Origin of the sequence: Microbacterium sp. BH-3-3-3, assembly GCF_007679045.1 — a bacterium.
Lineage (GTDB): Bacteria > Actinomycetota > Actinomycetes > Actinomycetales > Microbacteriaceae > Microbacterium > Microbacterium algihabitans.
In genome coordinates this window covers 1,526,496-1,544,667 of sequence record NZ_VEFS01000001.1, presented here as the reverse complement: position 1 = coordinate 1,544,667, position 18,172 = coordinate 1,526,496, and the positions used below count along the sequence as shown (strand labels likewise).

At 70.4% G+C, this 18,172-nt stretch carries 19 protein-coding genes; 6 read left to right on the top strand and 13 right to left on the bottom strand.

What is annotated here, in order from left to right; genetic code table 11:
• Window positions 1–50 precede the first annotated feature (50 nt).
• Window positions 51–860 (bottom strand): protocatechuate 3,4-dioxygenase subunit beta, encoded by an 810-nt coding sequence (gene pcaH / locus FS769_RS07225; RefSeq protein WP_144831334.1) that lies wholly within the window; start codon window positions 858–860, stop codon window positions 51–53.
• Window positions 861–950: 90 nt separating this feature from the next.
• On the opposite strand from pcaH, the gene FS769_RS07220 reads away from it, so the two are divergent.
• The gene (locus tag FS769_RS07220) at window positions 951–1,703 is read left to right on the top strand and encodes an IclR family transcriptional regulator (RefSeq protein ID WP_144783919.1); all 753 of its coding nucleotides are present in this window, start codon (window positions 951–953) and stop codon (window positions 1,701–1,703) included.
• A gap of 143 nt (window positions 1,704–1,846) precedes the next feature.
• The gene (locus FS769_RS07215; RefSeq protein ID WP_144831331.1) at window positions 1,847–3,028 is read left to right on the top strand and encodes a 4-hydroxybenzoate 3-monooxygenase; all 1,182 of its coding nucleotides are present in this window, start codon (window positions 1,847–1,849) and stop codon (window positions 3,026–3,028) included.
• Between the two features lie 163 nt (window positions 3,029–3,191).
• On the opposite strand, the gene FS769_RS07210 is transcribed toward FS769_RS07215, so the two are convergent.
• The 5 genes from FS769_RS07210 to FS769_RS07190 all read right to left on the bottom strand — a co-directional run bounded on the left by FS769_RS07210 (window position 3,192) and on the right by FS769_RS07190 (window position 8,429).
• Window positions 3,192–4,700, bottom strand: a complete 1,509-nt coding sequence (locus tag FS769_RS07210) for an amino acid permease (RefSeq protein ID WP_144831329.1) — start codon at window positions 4,698–4,700, stop codon at window positions 3,192–3,194.
• A gap of 60 nt (window positions 4,701–4,760) precedes the next feature.
• Complete coding sequence (corA, locus tag FS769_RS07205; RefSeq protein ID WP_144831326.1) at window positions 4,761–5,759, bottom strand: magnesium/cobalt transporter CorA; 999 nt, start codon at window positions 5,757–5,759, stop codon at window positions 4,761–4,763.
• 81 nt (window positions 5,760–5,840) lie between these two features.
• Complete coding sequence (locus FS769_RS07200) at window positions 5,841–6,170, bottom strand: DUF3140 domain-containing protein (RefSeq protein WP_144831323.1); 330 nt, start codon at window positions 6,168–6,170, stop codon at window positions 5,841–5,843.
• A gap of 71 nt (window positions 6,171–6,241) precedes the next feature.
• Complete coding sequence (locus tag FS769_RS07195) at window positions 6,242–7,150, bottom strand: DMT family transporter (RefSeq protein ID WP_144831320.1); 909 nt, start codon at window positions 7,148–7,150, stop codon at window positions 6,242–6,244.
• Between the two features lie 7 nt (window positions 7,151–7,157).
• Window positions 7,158–8,429, bottom strand: a complete 1,272-nt coding sequence (locus FS769_RS07190; protein WP_144831317.1) for a serine hydrolase — start codon at window positions 8,427–8,429, stop codon at window positions 7,158–7,160.
• A gap of 186 nt (window positions 8,430–8,615) precedes the next feature.
• Here FS769_RS07190 and FS769_RS07185 point away from each other — a divergent pair, with 186 nt between their 5' ends.
• A complete protein-coding gene (locus tag FS769_RS07185) occupies window positions 8,616–9,269 on the top strand; it encodes a heme oxygenase (biliverdin-producing) (RefSeq protein ID WP_144831314.1) in 654 nt (217 codons plus the stop codon).
• A gap of 3 nt (window positions 9,270–9,272) precedes the next feature.
• On the opposite strand, the gene FS769_RS07180 is transcribed toward FS769_RS07185, so the two are convergent.
• Both FS769_RS07180 and FS769_RS07175 read right to left on the bottom strand, forming a co-directional pair.
• A complete protein-coding gene (locus FS769_RS07180) occupies window positions 9,273–10,646 on the bottom strand; it encodes an ATP-dependent RecD-like DNA helicase (protein WP_144831311.1) in 1,374 nt (457 codons plus the stop codon).
• Window positions 10,647–10,655: 9 nt separating this feature from the next.
• Window positions 10,656–11,135 carry a MerR family transcriptional regulator gene (locus FS769_RS07175; RefSeq protein WP_144831309.1) on the bottom strand — a complete coding sequence of 160 codons (480 nt, stop codon included), beginning with the start codon at window positions 11,133–11,135 and terminating at the stop codon, window positions 10,656–10,658.
• A gap of 50 nt (window positions 11,136–11,185) precedes the next feature.
• On the opposite strand from FS769_RS07175, the gene FS769_RS07170 reads away from it, so the two are divergent.
• Window positions 11,186–12,016, top strand: a complete 831-nt coding sequence (locus FS769_RS07170) for an NAD(P)/FAD-dependent oxidoreductase (RefSeq protein WP_144831306.1) — start codon at window positions 11,186–11,188, stop codon at window positions 12,014–12,016.
• Between the two features lie 42 nt (window positions 12,017–12,058).
• Entirely contained in the window at window positions 12,059–13,144 is a 1,086-nt protein-coding gene (locus tag FS769_RS07165) for a hypothetical protein (protein ID WP_144831303.1), read from the top strand.
• A gap of 6 nt (window positions 13,145–13,150) precedes the next feature.
• Here FS769_RS07165 and FS769_RS07160 read toward each other — a convergent pair whose 3' ends face one another.
• Both FS769_RS07160 and FS769_RS07155 read right to left on the bottom strand, forming a co-directional pair.
• Window positions 13,151–15,136 (bottom strand): cytochrome c oxidase assembly protein, encoded by a 1,986-nt coding sequence (locus FS769_RS07160; protein WP_144831300.1) that lies wholly within the window; start codon window positions 15,134–15,136, stop codon window positions 13,151–13,153.
• A gap of 77 nt (window positions 15,137–15,213) precedes the next feature.
• Entirely contained in the window at window positions 15,214–15,501 is a 288-nt protein-coding gene (locus tag FS769_RS07155) for an HU family DNA-binding protein (protein ID WP_013584778.1), read from the bottom strand.
• Window positions 15,502–15,911: 410 nt separating this feature from the next.
• Between FS769_RS07155 and FS769_RS07150 the strand changes: the two genes are divergently transcribed.
• Entirely contained in the window at window positions 15,912–17,369 is a 1,458-nt protein-coding gene (locus FS769_RS07150) for a response regulator transcription factor (RefSeq protein WP_144831298.1), read from the top strand.
• A gap of 61 nt (window positions 17,370–17,430) precedes the next feature.
• Here the strand turns inward: FS769_RS07150 and rpsN are convergent, their stop codons facing one another.
• From rpsN to rpmB, 3 genes are read right to left on the bottom strand one after another with little or no spacing between them, the layout of a single operon-like run.
• On the bottom strand, window positions 17,431–17,736 hold the full coding sequence (gene rpsN / locus FS769_RS07145; RefSeq protein ID WP_022878196.1) for a 30S ribosomal protein S14: 306 nt from the start codon (window positions 17,734–17,736) through the stop codon (window positions 17,431–17,433).
• A gap of 4 nt (window positions 17,737–17,740) precedes the next feature.
• Window positions 17,741–17,911, bottom strand: a complete 171-nt coding sequence (rpmG, locus tag FS769_RS07140) for a 50S ribosomal protein L33 (RefSeq protein ID WP_013584775.1) — start codon at window positions 17,909–17,911, stop codon at window positions 17,741–17,743.
• Entirely contained in the window at window positions 17,911–18,147 is a 237-nt protein-coding gene (rpmB, locus tag FS769_RS07135) for a 50S ribosomal protein L28 (protein ID WP_055832508.1), read from the bottom strand. Before rpmB ends, rpmG begins: the two co-directional genes overlap by 1 nt.
• Window positions 18,148–18,172: the final 25 nt, after the last annotated feature.

Sequence of the window (18,172 nt, the reverse complement as noted above, 5' to 3'; positions counted from 1 at the left end):
CCCCATCGACAGGCTCAGGGACCACGTCGTGCGTCGGTGTCGTCGTCATGTCACTCGTCCTCTGCCTCGAAGTAGGTCGCGTCCGGTCCGTCGACCACGATGTCGAAGCGGTACCCCGTCGCCCACTCGGGCGAGGTGAGGTCGTGGTCGTAGACGCCCACGAGGGCGTCGCGGTCCTTCTGGCGGTGGATGGAGTTGTAGATCGGGTCGAGCGCGAACAGCGGGTCGCCCGGGAAGTACATCTGCGTCACCAGCCGCTGCGTGAACGACGACCCGAACACCGAGAAGTGGATGTGCGCCGGACGCCACGCGTTGCGGTGGTTCTTCCAGGGGTAGGGGCCGGGCTTGATGGTCGTGAAGCGGTACTCACCGTTGTCGTTCGTGACCGCGCGGCCGGCGCCCGTGAAGTTCGGGTCGAGGGGCGCGGGGTGCTGGTCCCGCTGGTGGATGTAACGACCGGCCGAGTTCGCCTGCCAGATCTCGATGAGCTGGTTCGCCACCGGGCGCCCCCACGAATCGAGCAGCCGCCCCTGCACCGTCATGCGCTCGCCCAGCGGCTCCCCCGCGTGCTGCAGGGTGAGGTCCGACTCGATGGCCGCGACGTCGCGCTGGCCGAACGCGGGCGAGAACAGCTCGATGGTCTCGGGGTCGACGAGCTTCGGATTCTTGGTCGGATGCCGCAGCACGCTCGACCGGTAGGCCGGAAAGTCGTGCGCGGTCGCGGCGACGCGCTCGCCCGTGGCGTCGAGAGCGTCGAGCTGGGCATGGCGGGCCTGGATCTCGCGGACGATCTCGTCTTGCGTCGCCTGGTCGGGAGCGGCCAGCAGCGATTCGGGGGCCGCGGCGGGGGCGTTCGTCATGGGGTCTCCTTCGACCCCTCCATGCTCCGTCACCGCCCCGCATCGTGGCCAGGCGTTCCCGCTGAATGGGAGTCGTGCCAGGGTGGAGGCGTGGCGAACTCCCCCTCCGGCGATTCGGTGACCGATCGACTCGTGCGCATCCTCGAGACCTTCACCCCCACGCGCACCGCGCAGACCACGGCCGACATCGGTCGTCGGGCGGGCCTGCCGAGCTCGTCGGCGCACCGGATCGTGAACGAGCTGGTGGATGCCGGTCTGCTCGAGCGCGACGACGAACGTCGCGTGCGCGTGGGCATGCGACTGTGGGAGCTGGCGACCCGCTCGTCGCACGCGCTGCGCCTGCGGCAGGCGGCCCTGCCCTATATGGAACGCGTGCAGCAGCGCGTGCGCGAGCACACTCAGCTCGCGATCCTCGAGCAGGATGAGGCGCTGTTCCTCGAACGACTGAGCGCTCCCGACTCCGGCGCGAACATCACCCGCGTCGCCGGGCGCCTTCCCCTGCACGCGTCGTCGTCGGGACTCGTCCTGCTCGCCTTCGCCCCGCACGACCTGCAGGAGCGCGTGCTCGCCGGCCCTCTCGCGCGGGTCACGGCCGACACGATCGTCGACCCCGCGGCGCTTCGCCGCACCCTCGCCGAGATCCGCACCCTCGGCCGGGTCGTCGCCCCCGGTTACGTCGACGAGGTCTCGACGGGCGTCGCGGTGCCCGTGCGCGATGAGACCGGGGCGGTCATCGCCGCCCTCTCGGCCGTGCTCCCGCGCGACGCCGAGACCCAGTTCGCCCTCGTCGAGCTGCACCGCGCGGCCCGTGACACCGAGCGCGCTCTGGGCTACCGCCGCTGACCCACCGCCTCCGCGCGCGCGCTCCACCTCCCCGTTGAGCGCCCAGGGAGGTGGACTCGCGACGTCCCGATGAATGGGAGTGATGGAGCGAGCCGACCCCTGCAGCGCGCACGATCGACACAGCCACCGTCGAAGGAGACGCCATGACCACCACCGTCCGCACCCGGGTCGCCATCATCGGCGCCGGCCCCGCGGGGCTCCTGCTCTCGCACCTTCTCGACGAGGCCGGCATCGCCTCGGTCGTGATCGACCAGCGCTCCCGCGACGAGATCGAGAGCACCATCCGCGCCGGCATCCTCGAGCAGGGCACCGTCGAACTGCTCGACACCCTCGGTGCGCACTCGCGCGCCCGCACCGTGGGCCACCGTCACGACGGCATCGAGCTGCGCTTCGAGGGAGAGGGCCACCGCATCGACTTCGCGGCATCCGTCGGCCGCGCCGTGTGGCTGTACCCGCAGCACGAGGTGCTGAAAGACCTGGTCGCCGCGCGCCTCGCGGCCGGTCAGGACCTGCGTTTCGGCGTCACCGCCGAGGGCATCGCGGATGCCGAGACCTCGAGCCCCCGCGTCATCGCCCGCGACGCCGACGGGCAGCCGTTCGAGATCGAGGCGGAGTTCGTCGTGGGCTCCGACGGGTCGCGGAGCATCGCCCGGGCGACCGTGTCGGGATCGAGCCAGGGCGGGTTCTTCCGCGAGTACCCGTTCGCGTGGTTCGGCATCCTGTGCGAAGCGCCGCCGAGCGCCGCCGAGCTCATCTACAGCAACTCGCCCGACGGCTTCGCGCTGGTCAGCCAGCGCTCCGACACCGTGCAGCGCATGTACTTCCAGTGCGCCCCCGACACCGACACGGCGGCCTTCAGCGAGGAGCAGCTGTGGGACGAACTGCAGAAGCGCGTGCCCGGAACGACGCTGAAGCAGGGGCCGATCTTCCAGCGCGACGTGCTGCGCTTCCGTAGCTTCGTCGCGCACGAGCTGCGCCGCGGCCGCGTCGCCCTCGTCGGAGACGCCGCGCACACCGTGCCGCCCACCGGCGCGAAGGGGATGAATCTCGCCATCGCCGACGTGCGCCTGCTCGCCGACGCCCTGCGGCGCCTGCTGCTCGAGGGCGATGAGCGGGGCCTCGACACCTACCCCGAGAAGGCCCTGCGGCGCATCTGGAAGGCCCAGCACTTCTCGTGGTGGATGACGAGCCTGCTGCACGTGGCTCCGGATGCCACCGACTTCGACCGCCGACGACAGGTCGGCGAACTGCGCACCGTCGTGGAGTCGGAGCACGGCCGCGCCTTCCTCGCCGAGGCCTACTGCGGCTGGCCCTTCACCGACTGACCCGCGCGCCGCCCCGGGCGCCCCACCACCCCCTGTTGAGGGTCCAAGAAACGCCGCAGAGCTCGAGCCCCGGCGGCGCGTTCTGGACACTCAACACACGCCTCACCCACGTGAGTGCGGCGCCCGAGCCGAAGCCCGAGCGCCGCACCGAGAACCCGCGGGCTCAGTCCTTCGTGTCGCGCGCCGTCGGGAAGGGGCTCGGCACCACCGGCACCGTGCCCGTGAAGCCCTCGCGCTCGGCGGCGAGCGCCGCGATGCGCTTGCGGCAGGCGAACCAGCCGATCGTGATGGCGATGCTCGCGAGCACCGCGACCAGCAGGGTCGGCGGGGAGTCGACGAACACCAGCACGAGCACGACCGCGAGGAACAGCAGGGTCGCGTATCCCGTGTACGGCGCCCAGAACAGCCGGAAGGCCGGGCGCACCAGCTCGCCGCGGTCGGTGAGGCGCTTGAACTTCATCTGGCAGAGCATGATGGTCGCCCAGGTGACCAGGATGCCCACGGCGGCGACGTTCAGCACCGTCTCGAACGCGTCGCTCGGTGCCACGAAGTTGATCACCACGCCGAACAGGGCGACGAACGCCGTGATCGCGATGCCCCCGTAGGGCACGCCCGCCTTGTTCATGCGCGCGGCGAACTTGGGGGCCGAGCCCGCGACCGCCATCGAGCGCAGGATGCGGCCGGTGGAGTACAGCCCCGCGTTCAGCGACGACAGCGCGGCCGTCAGCACGACGAGGTTCATGATCACGTCGACGCCCGGCACCCCGATCGAGCCGAAGAACGTCACGAACGGGCTCTCGTCCTTCGTGTACGCGGTGTACGGCAGCAGCAGGGCCAGCAGCAGCACCGAGCCGACGTAGAAGATCGCGACGCGGAAGATCACCGAGTTGATCGCGCGGGGCATGACCTTCTCGGGGTTCTTGGTCTCGCCGGCGGCGGTGCCGACCAGCTCGATCGAGGCGTACGCGAACACCACGCCCTGCATGAGGATGATCGCGGGCAGGATGCCGTTGGGGAAGAACCCGCCGTTGTCGGCGATCAGCGAGAACCCGGTGGGGGCGCCCGTGGGGGTGCCGAACACGACGAAGTAGATGCCCACGAGCAGGAACGCCACGAGGGCGGCGACCTTGATGAGCGCGAACCAGAACTCCAGCTCGCCGAACACCTTGACCGACACGAGGTTGACGGCCAGCACGGTGACGAGGGCGGCGAGGGCCCACACCCACTGCGGAACGGCCCCGATCCAGGGCACGTACTTGCCGAAGAAGTTCATGTAGAGCGCCGCGGCGGTGATGTCGACCATCGTCGTGGTCGCCCAGTTGATCCAGTAGAACCAGCCCGACACGAACGCTGCCTTCTCGCCGAAGAACTCGCGCGCGTACGAGACGAACGAGCCCGACGTCGGGCGGTGCAGCACCAGCTCGCCGAGCGCGCGGAGGATGAAGAACGCGAACAGTCCGCAGACCGCGTACGAGATGACGATCGCGGGGCCGGCCTGCGCGAGGCGGCCGCCGGCGCCGAGGAACAGGCCCGTTCCGATGGCACCGCCGATGGCGATCATCTGCACCTGTCGCGACGTCAGGCGCTTGTGGTAGCCGCTGTCCTCGAGCTGCACGGTCGAGGTGGTCGTCGGCTCGACGGGGTCGCCGGGGCGCGAGGGGGTGTCGTTCATGCCACCCATCGAACCACTCGATTCGCGCAACGGGCTATCCGACAAGCGCGGGTCGGGCGATCAGAGCCAGTGCTTGCGCTTGAACGTGAGCCAGAGCCCGAACGAGGTCGCCGCCATCAGGGCGAGCGCCATCGGGTAGCCGAAGGTCCAGTCGAGCTCGGGCATGTTCTTGAAGTTCATGCCGTAGATCCCGCCCACCAGCGACGGACCGAACAGGATCGCCGCCCACCCCGAGATCTTCTTGACCTGTTCGTTCTGCTCGAGGGCGGTGTCGGTCTGGCGCTGCGTGACGAGCGTGGCGTTGACGGTGAGCGCGTTGTCGAGGATCGCGCGCAACGCCGTGAGCTTCTCGCACTGACGCAGCACGTGGTCGAGCACGTCGCGCAGCGAGCGCTGCAGCTCGATGTCGACGCCGTACTTGTCGGAGCCGCGCAGGAGCGCCTCGAGCATGTCGCGCAGCGGCTCGGTGGCCCGCTGGAAGTGGATGACCTCGCGGGCGAGCTGGTAGATGCGCTGCGTGAGGTCGGCGCCGCCCGAGCTGAACAGGCCGTCTTCGATCTCGTCGACGTCATTCTGCAGACCGCGCGCCACGGGGTCGTACTGGTCGACGACCTCGTCGAGGATCGCGTACAGCACCGCTTCGGGACCGCGTTTGAGCAGGTCGGGGTTGTGCTCGAGCCGCTTGCGCACCTGCGAGAGGTCGGGGACCTCGGCGTGACGCACCGTCACGACGTAGTCGGAGCCGATGAATACGTGCAGCTCGCCGAAGTCGATCGTCTCGGTCTCGTCGAGGTAGCGCGCGGGCCGCAGCACCGCGAAGAGGTTGCCGCCGTAGCGCTCGAGCTTGGCGCGCTGGTGCCCGGCGAGCGCGTCCTCGACGGCGAGCGGGTGCAGCGAGAATTCGGCCGCGACGCGCTCGAGCTCTTCGGGCGAGGGACGCAGCAGCCCGATCCAGGCCATGCCCCCGTGCGCCTCCATGTATTCGAAGGTCTGGTCGAGGCTCGCCGGGTTCTCGATGCGGTGACCGTCGACGTAGACGGCGCTGTCGATGATGGGCATGAATCCGTTGTACCCCGGATGCCTATGCGCACGGCCCCCGTGGCGCCGGTCCTCACGATCTCCCTACGGCCTGCGCCGCGCTCACTTCTTCGGGTCGCTGCCCCAGTTCATGAGCGAGTACCGCCAGTCGGTGTCGGTGATGTCGCCGTCGGGCTTCTGCGCGCTGTGCCGTTTGACGTAGCCGACGACCTTGCGCATGTGCGCGTAGTCGTCGTCGGTGAGGTCGGCCTTCTTCTTCTCGAGGATGCGCACGATGTGCCGCCCGCTCTCGTGCCCGGTCGACTCCCCGCCGTTCTTCTTCTGCCCGACGGATTTCGATTCGTCGGTGTCGAGCCATCTCTTCAACTCGCTCGCGGTCATGTTGACCGCCTCGTCGAAGTCCTTCTTCGTCTGGTCGTCGTCGTCGCTCATGGCGTCATCCTCGCCAGCCGGCCTCGACGCGAACGCCCCCTTGCGCGGGTCGCCCGGGGCGTGGCATCCACTCAGCCGACGGGCTCGCTCAGCGGCTCATCGGCATCGGGTCCCGGATGCCGTGCCCCGGCGCTGCGGCGCGCGGCGGCGAGCACCGCGCCGATGCTGGCGACGATGACGAGGGCGATCCCGACGATCTCGAGCCACGACAGGTGCTGGCCGAGCAGCAGGAAACCGGCGACCGAGGCCGTGGCGGGGCCGAGGCTCATGAGGATCGCGAAGGCGGATGCCGCGAGCCGGCGCAGCGCGATGAGCTCGAGGGCGTAGGGGATGGTCGACGACAGCAGGGCGACGGCCGCGCCGAGGGCGAGGATGTCGACGCGCAGCAGGGATGCGCCGGCCTGGACGATGCCGAACGGGAGGGCGATCAGCGCACCGACCGTCATCGCGATGGCCAGGCCGTCGAGGCGGGGGAACTGCCGGCCCACGCGAGCCGAGGCGAGGATGTACAGCGCCCAGCTGACGGCGGCCCCGAGGGCGAACACCACTCCGAGTGCGTCGAGGCGGTCCCACCCTCCGGCGCCGAGGGCGACCACGCCCGCCAGCGCAAGCCCCGCCCACAGCCAGCGCGCGGCACCGGTGGCCGTGAGGATCGACAGGGTCAGCGGACCGAGCACCTCGATCGTGACGGTGACTCCGAGCGGCAGGCGTTCGAGCGCGAGGTAGAAGAGTCCGTTCATCGCGGCGAGCACGACGCCGAAGCCGACGACGGAGCGCCAGGCCGACCCCGTGTGCCCGCGCCACCGCGGCCGGGCGATGAGCAGCAGCAGGAGCGCCGAGAACACCAGGCGCAGCATGACGATGCCGAGGGGCCCCGTGTCGGGGAACAGCATGACGGCGAAGGAGGCGCCGACCTCTTGGCAGGCGAGGCCCGCGAACACCAGCGCCGCGGCCGACCCCTGGCCGCCGCGTGCGGTCATGTCGAGGTCATCCGGCGGGAGGGGCGCAGATGGCGTTGCCGGCGATGTTGTCGCGCATCTGCTGCGCGGTCCACGGCAGGCCCGCTTCGGGGGCGGTCTGCCCCTGGGCCGCCGGGGCCTTCGAGGCGATCGCCGCGAGCTCCCACGCGAGCCAGGCACCGAAGTTCTTGCCACCGCCGGAGTTGTTCAGCACGACCGCGACCGACATTCCGGTCTTCGGGTCGGCGAAGGCTCCGACGATGTAGCCCGGGGTCGCGCCGTACTGTCCGATCAGCGAGCCGGCCTGGTAGGCGCCGCCGGCGGCGGTGAACCAGGTGGGGCTGTCGGGGGTGACGGCGTAGGGGGTGGCGAAGCGGTCGTCGCCGGCCGGCAGGAGCGACCCTGCGGCGAGCGCCTGGGCGTAGCGCCCGAGATCGGTGATGTCGGTCACCGCGCCCGAGTTGGCTCCGCCGAAGCTCGACGACAGCACCGTGTAATCGGCCGGGTCGGTGCAGGTGAATGCGCCCTCGGCGTTGCGCTGCGACCAGTAGCCCTCGAGCGCGTTCGTCCCCGGTGCGGCAGGTGCGGGCGCGGGCAGACCGGTGGCGCTCAGCCCCAGCGGTCCGGTGACGCGCTCGGCGATGGCCTCCGTCAGCGACTGACCCGTCGCGCGCTCGACGGCGAGGCCGGCGAGGACGTAGTTGGTGTCGACGTCGGCGAACGTGGCGCCGGGCTCGTTCAGGCGCGGCCCGGCGATGCCGTAGGCCATCAGCTCGCGGGGGTTCCACACGCGATCGGGGTTGTTCGCGAGCAGGCCCTGCAGCACCGGCGTGTAGGCGTTCAGGCCCGACGTGCTGTCGCACAGCTGACGCAGGGTGATGTCTTCGTAGCCCGGAACGCCGCTCACCCACGTGGTGACCGGGTCGCTCATGTTCAGCGTGCCGTCGGCGGCGAGGCGGTAGAGCACGTCGCAGGTCATCGCGCGTGTGACGTCGGTGGCGCGGAACTCCATGTCGGAGGTCACCGCGGCACCGCCCGGCCCCTGCGTGCCCAGACCGGCGACCCAGGTGCCGCTCCACGGCGCCCACACGCCGACGATCGCGCCGGTGGAGCCGGTCGCGGTCATCGCGGCGTTCACCGCGTCTTGCAGTTCGGAGACCGTCGCGTCGGGCAGCGCGGCCTCGACCTGGGCGGGAACGTCGATCGACACGGATCCCTGCGCGGTGCAGCCGCTGAGCAGGGCGGCGAGCGCGCTCGCGCCCACGATCGCGATGGCCGCAGGACGACGCCATCCCCGCATGTGTACCCCCAGGACTTCCGCGCACGACGAAGCGCGTACTCCCTCGATTCAAACACACGGCACCTGGGCGAATCGGGCCCTTGCGCTCCTGGGCCGTCACGTCTGCATCACGAACGGGCCGTGGCCGGGGCGACTCCCGGCGAAATCAGGGTTAGGCGAACCTAACCCTGTGCGTATGATGGCCGCATGAACGCCGTCGCCCCGTTCTCCGCCGCCCTGCGCGAGCGCTCCAGCGGCGCGCACTCCACCCGCGAGTGCGACGGATTCGTGACCGAGCTGCTCACCGGGTCGGGAACGCGCGACGACTACATCGCGCTAATCGCGCAGCACTGGTTCATCTACGCCGCGCTCGAAGAGGCCGCGATTCACCTGCGGACCGACCCTGTGGCATCCGTGTTCCTCACCGGGACCCACTCGCGACTGCCCGCGCTCGAGGCCGACCTGGCCTTCCTCCTCGGCCCCGACTGGCGCGACCGCATCGCCCCCTTGCCGACCACGCAGGCCTACGTCTCGCGCATCCGTCGCGTCGCGGCGACCTGGCCGGGCGGCTTCGTCGCGCACCACTACACGCGCTTCGTCGGCGACCTCTCGGGCGGGCCGTCGATCGGGCGTCTCATGCAGCGGCGGTTCGGGTTCGAGACCAACGGCATCGGCTTCCTGCTCTTCGGCGACATCGCCGATCCCAAGGCCTTCAAGAGCGTCTACCGGGAGCAGCTCGACGCGGCACCCTGGGACGACGACGAGAAGGAGCGCGTGATCGCCGAGGTGCTGGTCGCGTACCGCTTCACGACCGAGCTGTTCGCCGACCTCACGCGCGCGAAGCGCTCGCGCGTCGCCTGAGGCTCACGCCTTCGCGGCGTCCTGCCGCGCCAGCCACGCCTGCTTCATGAAGCGGCGCACGTCCTCGTCGACGCGGATGTCGCTCGGGCGCAGCGGGCGCGTGAGGTAGAGCCCCTCGAGCGAGGTCAGCCGGCTGAGCGCGACGTAGGTCTGCCCGGGCGCGAAGGCCCCCGCACCGAGATCGACGACGGCGCGGTCGTAGGTCTTGCCCTGCGACTTGTGGATGGTCACGGCCCAGGCCAGGCGCAGCGGGAACTGGGTGAACTCGGCGACGATCTCACGCGAGAGGTTCTTCGTTCCGGGGTCGTAGGCGTACCGGTACCTCTCCCACACGGCCGGTTCGACGTCGTGCTCGATGCCGTCGACCTCGACCCGCACGCTGTCGCCCGCGATGCGCGTGACCGTGCCGATCGTGCCGTTCACCCAGCGCGGCGCCTCGCCGAACTGCGCCGCGTCGTTGCGCAGGAACATCACCTGCGCGCCGACCTTGAGCGTCAGCTCCATCTCGGCCGGGTAGTTGGCCTCGCCCCGGCCGAAGTCGCCCGAGATCTCGGCGTTGGCGGTCTGCGTGCGCCCGATGAGCTCGTCGAGGTGCTTGCGGTTGATGGTGTTGACCCGGTCGTTGCGGGTCGCGAGCGTGATGATCGGGTGCTCGCCGTCGGCCGGATGCGGAGGGGTGCGGGCCCCGGCGGTGTTCAGGATGCCGGCCATCTCGGCCGTCACCCGCCCGTACCGCACGGCGTTGAGCAGCTGCTTGAACCCCGGGTCGGACTGCCGGTGGATCTCGACGAGCTCGTTGACGTGCAGGTCTGCGCCGTGCCGGCCGATGTCGATGAGGCCGTCGCTGGCCGACTCCCCCGACCACACCTTGGCGTCGAAGAACCAGAACGAGCGGTAGTGGTCCTGGATGTAGCGCATCTCGTCGCCCCGCGGCGGGACCGGGGCGAGCTGGTACGGGTCGCCGAACATGACGATCTGCGTGCCGCCGAACGGCTCGGCGCGGCGCCCTCGCGCTTGCCGGAGCGAGCGGTCGATGGCGTCCATGAGGTCGGCGTTGACCATCGAGATCTCGTCGATCACGAGCGTGTCGATGGCGTTGAGCAGCTTGCGGGTCGCGTCGTTCTGGTCGATGTCGCCGTTGGCGATGAGCCCGATCGGCAGGCGGAACAGCGAATGGATCGTCTGGCCCTCGACGTTGAGGGCGGCGACGCCGGTGGGCGCGCACACGGCGATCTGCTTCTTGGTGTTCCACGCCAGGTGCTGCAGCAGCGTCGACTTGCCCGTGCCCGCGCGGCCCGTGACGAAGACGTGCTCGCGCGTGTCCTCGATCAGCCGGAACAGCGCCTGCTGCTCGGCGGAGAGGGGCGGCGTGGTCACCGGTTCATGCTAGTTCGCGCGCGTCGCCTCGGTCGGCGGGCTGGGGATGGGCCCGCCCATCGGCTCGGTCGTGGCCAACAACCACCGGGCCTCGCCCGACAGCACGTCGGCGACGTGGCTGCGGAAGCGCGGGCACGCGGTGATGTCGTGCGCGCGGCAGCGCAGCGCGTGTTCGGTCATCGCGCGGGCCTGTGCGATGTCGGCGGCGCGGCGGTCGAGCTCGGCCACGTGCTCCTCGAGCACGCGGTGCCGGTCGTGCGCCCCCTCGTCGAGCAGCACGCGGATCTGCTCGAGCGACATGCCCGCCGCCTTGTTGCGCAAGATCACCGCCACGCGCACGCTGTCGTCGTCGCCGTAGCGCCGCCGGCCGGCCGCGTCGCGGACGGGACGGAGCAGCCCTTCGTCCTCCCAGTGCCGCAGCACGTGCGTCTCGAGGCCGAACCTCGCCGCCGTCTCTCCGATGGACTCGACCGCCGCGCTTGACTTCATGTCGACATGAAGTCACACGATGGAGGCGAATGCAAGCGGAAGGACTCCTCATGTACGACGCGATCATCATCGGCGGCGGCCCCGCCGGGCTGCAGGCGGCTCTCACCCTCGGCCGCATGCACCGGCGCACCCTGCTGCTCGACGCGGGCACGTACCGCAACTCCACCGTGCGCCACGCGCACAACCTCCTCACCAACGACGGACGCGACCCTGCCGAGCTCCGGCGCATCGCCCGCGCCGAGATCGCCGCGTACGACACGGTCGAGATCCGGGATGCCGCGGCCGCCGCCGTCGCGCGCGACGAGGGCTCCCTCACGGTCACCGTCGGCGACGAGCGTCTCCGTACGCACGCGGTGATCCTCGCCACGGGGGTGACCGACGAGCTCCCGCCGATCCCCGGTCTCGCGGAGCACTGGGGAGATACCGTCGCCAACTGCCCCTTCTGCCACGGCCACGAGTTCGCCGGGCGCCCGGTCGCGGTGATCAACGCGACGGCCCACGCGGGCATGCTGGCGCGCATGCTCGAGCCCGTGGCATCCGCGGTGCACGTCATCGATCCCGCCGAGGTGCGCGAGGTCGAGGGCTCCGACGACGGTCTCGTGCTGCACCTGACCGACCGTGCCCTCGAGGTCGCCGGCGCCTTCGTGGCCCCCGTATGGCGCTCGCGCAGCGACCTGCTCGATGCCCTGGGGGTCGAGCGACAGGAGTCGGGGGCGGCCCGTACCGATCCGTTCGGACGCACCAGCGTCGAGGGCGTGTACGCCGTGGGCGACATCGCGCACCCCGATCACCTGCCCGGTCCCCTGTTCTCGCTCGCCGCGGCCATTGCGGGCGGGCAGCTCGCCGCGGTCGCGGTGGTGCAGTCCCTCGTCATGGACTGACGCGCGGGGCACCTTCGCAGGAGGGCTTTCTACACTGGGACCGTGGACAACGCAGGCGGGGGCCCCGCGACGCCCGAGGGCGTTCGGGGTGCGCGCGTGCGCCATCGGCTCGAGATCCCCGCGATGGTCCTCATCGGCGTGCTGTTGGTCGCCGCCCTCGGGGCGGGAGCAGCGTCCCTGTACCGCGACTTCTACAGCCCCCGGGCGTTCGTGCTGCACTACCTCGAACTGCTGCAGGAGCACCGCACCCCCGAGGCGCTGGCCGTACCCGGCGTCGTGGTCGATTCCGCCGAGCTCGAGGCGGCGGGGCTTCCGGCCACGTCATCCGAGGCGCTGCTGCGCCCCGACGTGCTGACGACGTTGACGGATGCCGAGATCACCGGCGAAGAAGTCGACGGAGACGACACGCTCGTGACGGTGTCGTACTCCGCCGGCGGCTACACCGGTACGACCACCTTCACCGTCGCCCACGACACCGGATCGAGCCTCCTGCCGCGGTGGCGCTTCGCCCGCAGCCCCCTGTCGGTCATGAACCTGTCGGTGCAGGGGTCGATGCGCTTCTCGGTGAACGGCTTCGAGGTCGACAAGCGGCAGGTGTCGATCGACGGTGCCGACGCCGACCCCTCGGCATCCCTCCCCCTGCTCGTCTTCTCGCCGGGGCTGTACTCGGTCGCCGTCGACACCGCGATCTCGTCGACCCCGGGTGTCGCCGTGCTCGCCGACGCGCCGCTGGCCGGCATCCCGGTGTCGGTGCAGGCGCAGCCCACCGAACAGTTCATCGACGTGGTGCAGCAGCGGGTCGAAGACTTCCTCTCGGCCTGCACGCAGCAGCAGGTGCTGCAGCCCACCGGCTGCCCGTTCGGTTACACGGTGCGCAACCGCATCGACGACGCACCCACCTGGTCGATCGTGCAGCAGCCCGTCGTGACGGTCGTGCCCGACGGCGCGGGCTGGCGCATCCCCTCGGCCAAGGCAGTGGCGCACATCGACGTCGACGTGCGCTCGATCTTCGACGGCTCGGTGCGAACGGTCAGCGAAGACATCGCCTTCCGCGTCGACGGGCAGATCAGCGTGCTGCCCGACGGGTCGGCGTCGATCCTCGTCGGAGGCGGAACCGGGTCGGACTGACCCCGCTCAGCTGCCGCCGCGGGCGGCGACGCGGGCGTCGCGGGCGGCCAGCCGCGCGAGCTCCTCGTTGTACTGGTCGAGCTCGACGTCGCCCACGCGGTCGACGTGGCGGTCACGGCGCTTCTGGTGGCGCTCGTCGCTGCGGCTCCACTGGATCGCGACGGTGATCGCGAGGACGAGCGTGGGGATCTCGCCGACCGACCACGCGACTCCACCGCCGACGTATTGATCCTCCAGCGGCGTGGCGCCCCATGTGCGGCCCATCGCGCCGAACCACTCCGCGACCATGAGGCCGGAGTTCATCATGATCGCGATGCCGAAGAAGGCGTGCATCGCCATGATCGCGATGAGCACGAGCAGGCGCATCGGGTACGGCAGGCGGTACGGCACCGGGTCGATGCCGATCAGGCTCAGCACGAACAGGTATCCCGTGATGAGGAAGTGCGCGACCATCCAGATGTGGCCGACGTGGTCGTACAGCGACCAGCGGAAGAGGTCGGTGTAGTAGAAGCCCCACAGCGAGCCGATGAACAGGCCTGCGGCGACGTAGGGGTTGGTCAGCACCTTGGCGACCGGGTTGTGCACGGCCCAGAGGATCCACTCGCGACCGCCGCGGGATCCGTCGTCGCGCTTGCGGATCGCCCGCGCCGCGAGCGACACCGGGGCACCCGCCACGAGCATGAGCGGGATCGCCATCGACAGCAGCATGTGCCCGATCATGTGCATGCTGAACAGGTAGTCCTGGTACACGTTGATCGGACCCGAGGTCACCCAGAACACCGAGAGCATGCCCAGGCACCACAGCACCGTGCGGTGGATGGGCCAGCGGTCGCCGCGGCGCAGCAGACGCCAGACGCCGGCGAGGTAGAAGAACAGCGCGAACGCCACGACGAAGGTCCACAGCAGATCGACGTTCCACGCCGTGAACCAGCGCTCGAGGGTCAGCTCGGGCGGCAGCGGGGCGCCGGTGAGCACCTCGGCGGGCGTCTGCCCGACCAGCGGCGCCTCGACCGGCGGGGGCGTGCGGGCGAGAGCGGCGGCCACACCGCTGGCGATGCCCATGAACACCAACTCGAGCGAGACGACGCCCCAGAAGCGGCGCGAGCCGTTCTCATCCGCCATGCGCGAGATCAGGCGGCGGCGGTACCAGGCGCCCAGCACGCCCATCGCGACGAGGGCGAAGACCTTCACCAGCACGAGCACGCCGTACGCCGACCAGAGATTCTGCAGCCCCAGCAGCCCGATCGAGGCGCGCACGGTGCCCGACACGGCGACCACGACGAAGGCGACCAGCGCGAGCGAGGAGTAGCGCAGCATCGTCGTCTGCAGCTGCGTGCGCGACATCGCGGGGCGAACGATCACGAGCAGCACCAGGCCACCGAGCCAGACGGCCGCGGCCATCAGGTGCAGCACGAGCGAGATGACGGCGGCGTCGTGGCTGGCCTCATCGCCCGCGTGGCCCTGGGTACCCATCGGCACCAGCGCGGCGAGAGAGAGGATCGCGACCAGCAGGGTCGGAACCCACGACCGCACGGCGAAGGTCAGCACGGTCAGCACCGCGCCGGCGATCGTGGTGAGCAGCCACGCCTGCCCGAGCGGACTCTCGACCAGGAAGCGACCGAGCTGCTGCCCGAAGACGGCGTCGAGGGTGGGCTTGGCGTTGAGGACGTTGAGGAACGTCATGTAGCCCGTTGCGGCCGCGGCGACGGTGAAGACGGCGGCTCCGATGGATGCCGTGTCGAGGGCGATCTCGAACGGTCGCTCCCCCGCAGGCAGGGCGAAGAGCGCCAGCACGAGCGAGCCGACGAGGGTCGCGGCCGACAGATTGACCACGACGGTGGCGATGGGGAGCCCCCAGCGCACCACCGGACCCGGGTCGGCGAGTTGGGGTGCGGCGGCTCCACCGCCGTAGGCGAGTCCCGCGACGACGGCGATGAGCGAGACCGCGATCAGGATGACGGGTCCCGCGACACGGAGAAGCCGGGGATTCACCCGTCCAGCCTACGTCGCCCGGGGACGACGAAGGGGGGATGCCGTGTGGCATCCCCCCTCGACGACTCGCGGTCGAATTACTTGACGGCGGCCTTGAGCTTGGAGCCAGCGGTCACCTTGACGCGCTTGCCGGCGGGGATGGAGATCTCCTCACCCGTCTGCGGGTTGCGGCCGGTGCGCGCCGAGGTCGCGACCTGCTCGAAGGCGATCCAACCGGGGATCGAGACCTTGCTGCCCTTGGCGACCGCCTCGGAGACGGTGGAGAAGAGGGAGTCGAGCACGCCCGACACGGCGGACTGGCTCTGCCCGGTCGCGCTGGCGATGCTCGCGACGAGCTCGGTCTTGGTGATGGACTTGTCGGCCATGTGGTTTGTCCTCCAGACGACCACGCGGGTCGCCTCTCGTTACGCGGACGGGGAGGAAAACCTCCCCGTTGGTCGGGAGACCGCCTCGACAGTATCAACCGAACCGCGGAATTACGCGGAACTTGACGGATTTCACGCCATTCTCAACGGCGTGTCGCGGTGAGGGAGGGGCTGACGGGGCGCGAGAGGCCCGTGCGCGACGGCCTTTCCCCATCCCGCCACTCGCGAGAGGTGAAAGCCCAGGCGCCCGCGGGCGATCCGGCGGGTGTCCTGTCGAGGTCGGAGCGCGCCGCGGGGGGTGGGGCCGAAGCCGACCGAGAGCATGCGACATATGATTTCGCGCATCTCATCCGCGAGGAGACGACCGCGTAGCGACCCGACCCCGCGGGCGCTGATCCTTTGGAGTCGTCATGCCCGGAACCCCGTCCTCCGTCGACGCGCGCGCGGCGTTCCGCGCCGCGGCACTGTCGACCGCCCAGCGCCTGGCGCCGGGCCACGGCGTCCCCCTGTCGCGGCACCTCGCCCTGCTCGCCGAGGCGGACTTCCCCGAGCCCCCGCCGGTCTGGACCGACGAGCGCGCCCTGACCGTCGCCGCCCTCCTGTCGGCCCACGCGCGCCGCGACGCCCTCGCCGAGGGGACCACGGTGGTGCGCCGGTACTTCGACGACGTGCGCCTGCTGCGCCCCGCCGCCCTGTCATCGGGAGCCCGCGCCCTGCTGTACACCAGCGTCGGCGAATACTGCGCGGCGCTCGGCTGGCCCCAGGTCGCGACGCGCTTCGGCGCCGAGGCGCTGCTGTTCGCCGACGCTCCGGCGCTGCGCTACAGGGCGCTGACGGTGATGTCGCTCGGGCACGCCATCAACGGCGAGTTCGAGGCGGCGGAGTCGTCTCGACAGGCCGCCGATCGGCTCTTCGCCGAGCACGGCTGGCCGCGTCAGGAGCAGGCGTACATTCTGCTGCTGGCCGAGATCCTCACCTCGGCCGCGAGCCTCGACATCGAGCGGCTCGCGCGCATCCCGCGGGTGCTCGACGAGGCCTTCGCCGACAACCCGTACGCGGTCTACACCGCACGGGCGGCCGAGATCATGGTGCAGCTGCTTCGTCGCGACTTCGGCGGCGCACGCGCCGGAGCGCGGCAGCTGCTGCACTCGAGCGGCAGCCACGAGAGCCACCGCATGGTGCGGTCGTTCGTCGTCAGCATCCTGTCGGACATCTACGTCGCCCAGGGCGACCCCCTGCAGGCCCTCGCCATCCTCGAGCCGTGCCGCAACCCGCAGGGCCACGGCGTCTGCTTCTCGATGCAGCGCTCCGCGGCCCTGCTGCAACTGGGTCGCGAGCGCGATCTGCTGCGCGAGACCGACGCCTGCGTGGCATCCGAGACCGATCACTGCCTGCGCACCCTCATGCCCGTGCTGCTGGGTCGGGCCCTCGCGTGGAACCGTCTCGGCGACGACCGTCGCGCGCGCCAGAGCGTCGAGGCGGCGCTGCTGATCATGGCGCAGACGGGCACCTGGGCGACGACGTTCTCGATGCTCCCGCGCGACGAGACGATGGAGTTGGTCGAGGCCGTGGCGGGGGCGCGGCCCGACCTCGCCGCGATGCTGCCGGAGCTCACGCGCACCATCGCACTCGTGGCGGCCCCCGGCGACGACGGCACCGACCGCCCCCTCGATCCGCCTCTGCGCCTGACCCCCACCGAGCGCGACCTGGTCTCGCAGTTGCACTCCTCGCTGAGCCTCGCCGAGATCGCGCACGCCAGAGGGGTGTCGGTGAACACCGTGAAGAGCCAGGTGCGCTCGATCTACCTCAAGCTCGGCGTGAGCGGACGCACCGAGGCGATCGAGCAGCTCTCGGGCGTCCGCGCCTGAGAACGCCGAAGGGCGGAGGCCCCTTTCGAGAACCCCCGCCCTTCGGACAGGTGTCTGGTGCTTACCAGGACGACTTGGTCACACCGGGCAGCTCGCCACGGTGGGCCATGTCACGGAAGCGGACGCGCGAGACGCCGAACTTCGTGAGGACGCCACGGGGGCGGCCGTCGATGACGTCGCGGCTGCGCACGCGCGCGGGCGACGCGTTGCGGGGGAGCTTCTGCAGACCCACGCGGGCGGCCTCGCGGGCCTCGTCGGTCGCGTTGGGGTCGACCAGGGTCTTCTTCAGCTCGGCGCGCTTCGCGGCGTAGCGCTCGACGACGACCTTGCGCTGCTCGTTGCGCGCGATCTTGCTCTTCTTAGCCATGTGCTTAGCGCTCCTCTCGGAAGTCGACGTGCTTGCGGACCACGGGGTCGTACTTCTTGAGCACGATGCGGTCGGGGTTGTTGCGGCGGTTCTTGCGCGTCACGTAGGTGTACCCCGTGCCCGCGGTCGAACGCAGCTTGATGATCGGACGAACGTCCTGAGCCTTCTTCGCCATTACAGCTTCACGCCCTTCGCCTGCAGGTCACGGACGACGGACTCGATGCCGCGAGCGTCGATGACCTTGATGCCCTTCGCCGAAACGTTGAGCTTGATGTTGCGACCCAGCGACGGAACGAAGTAGGTCTTCTTCTGCACGTTCGGGTCGAAGCGGCGCTTCGTCCGGCGGTGCGAGTGCGAGATGTTGTGACCGAAGCCGGGAACCGCTCCAGTCACCTGGCACACTGCTGCCATGGTGATGTCTCCTTCTGTACCGTGA

Excerpts from the sequence above, each read along its gene's own strand:
- pcaH (WP_144831334.1), bottom strand. The coding sequence starts at position 860 with ATGACGAACGCCCCCGCCGCGGCCCCCGAATCGCTGCTGGCCGCTCCC.
- FS769_RS07215 (WP_144831331.1), top strand. The coding sequence starts at position 1,847 with ATGACCACCACCGTCCGCACCCGGGTCGCCATCATCGGCGCCGGCCCC.
- FS769_RS07210 (WP_144831329.1), bottom strand. The coding sequence starts at position 4,700 with ATGAACGACACCCCCTCGCGCCCCGGCGACCCCGTCGAGCCGACGACC.
- corA (WP_144831326.1), bottom strand. The coding sequence starts at position 5,759 with ATGCCCATCATCGACAGCGCCGTCTACGTCGACGGTCACCGCATCGAG.
- FS769_RS07200 (WP_144831323.1), bottom strand. The coding sequence starts at position 6,170 with ATGAGCGACGACGACGACCAGACGAAGAAGGACTTCGACGAGGCGGTC.
- FS769_RS07195 (WP_144831320.1), bottom strand. The coding sequence starts at position 7,150 with ATGACCGCACGCGGCGGCCAGGGGTCGGCCGCGGCGCTGGTGTTCGCG.
- FS769_RS07190 (WP_144831317.1), bottom strand. The coding sequence starts at position 8,429 with ATGCGGGGATGGCGTCGTCCTGCGGCCATCGCGATCGTGGGCGCGAGC.
- FS769_RS07185 (WP_144831314.1), top strand. The coding sequence starts at position 8,616 with ATGAACGCCGTCGCCCCGTTCTCCGCCGCCCTGCGCGAGCGCTCCAGC.
- FS769_RS07175 (WP_144831309.1), bottom strand. The coding sequence starts at position 11,135 with ATGAAGTCAAGCGCGGCGGTCGAGTCCATCGGAGAGACGGCGGCGAGG.
- FS769_RS07170 (WP_144831306.1), top strand. The coding sequence starts at position 11,186 with ATGTACGACGCGATCATCATCGGCGGCGGCCCCGCCGGGCTGCAGGCG.
- FS769_RS07155 (WP_013584778.1), bottom strand. The coding sequence starts at position 15,501 with ATGGCCGACAAGTCCATCACCAAGACCGAGCTCGTCGCGAGCATCGCC.
- FS769_RS07150 (WP_144831298.1), top strand. The coding sequence starts at position 15,912 with ATGCCCGGAACCCCGTCCTCCGTCGACGCGCGCGCGGCGTTCCGCGCC.
- rpsN (WP_022878196.1), bottom strand. The coding sequence starts at position 17,736 with ATGGCTAAGAAGAGCAAGATCGCGCGCAACGAGCAGCGCAAGGTCGTC.
- rpmG (WP_013584775.1), bottom strand. The coding sequence starts at position 17,911 with ATGGCGAAGAAGGCTCAGGACGTTCGTCCGATCATCAAGCTGCGTTCG.
- rpmB (WP_055832508.1), bottom strand. The coding sequence starts at position 18,147 with ATGGCAGCAGTGTGCCAGGTGACTGGAGCGGTTCCCGGCTTCGGTCAC.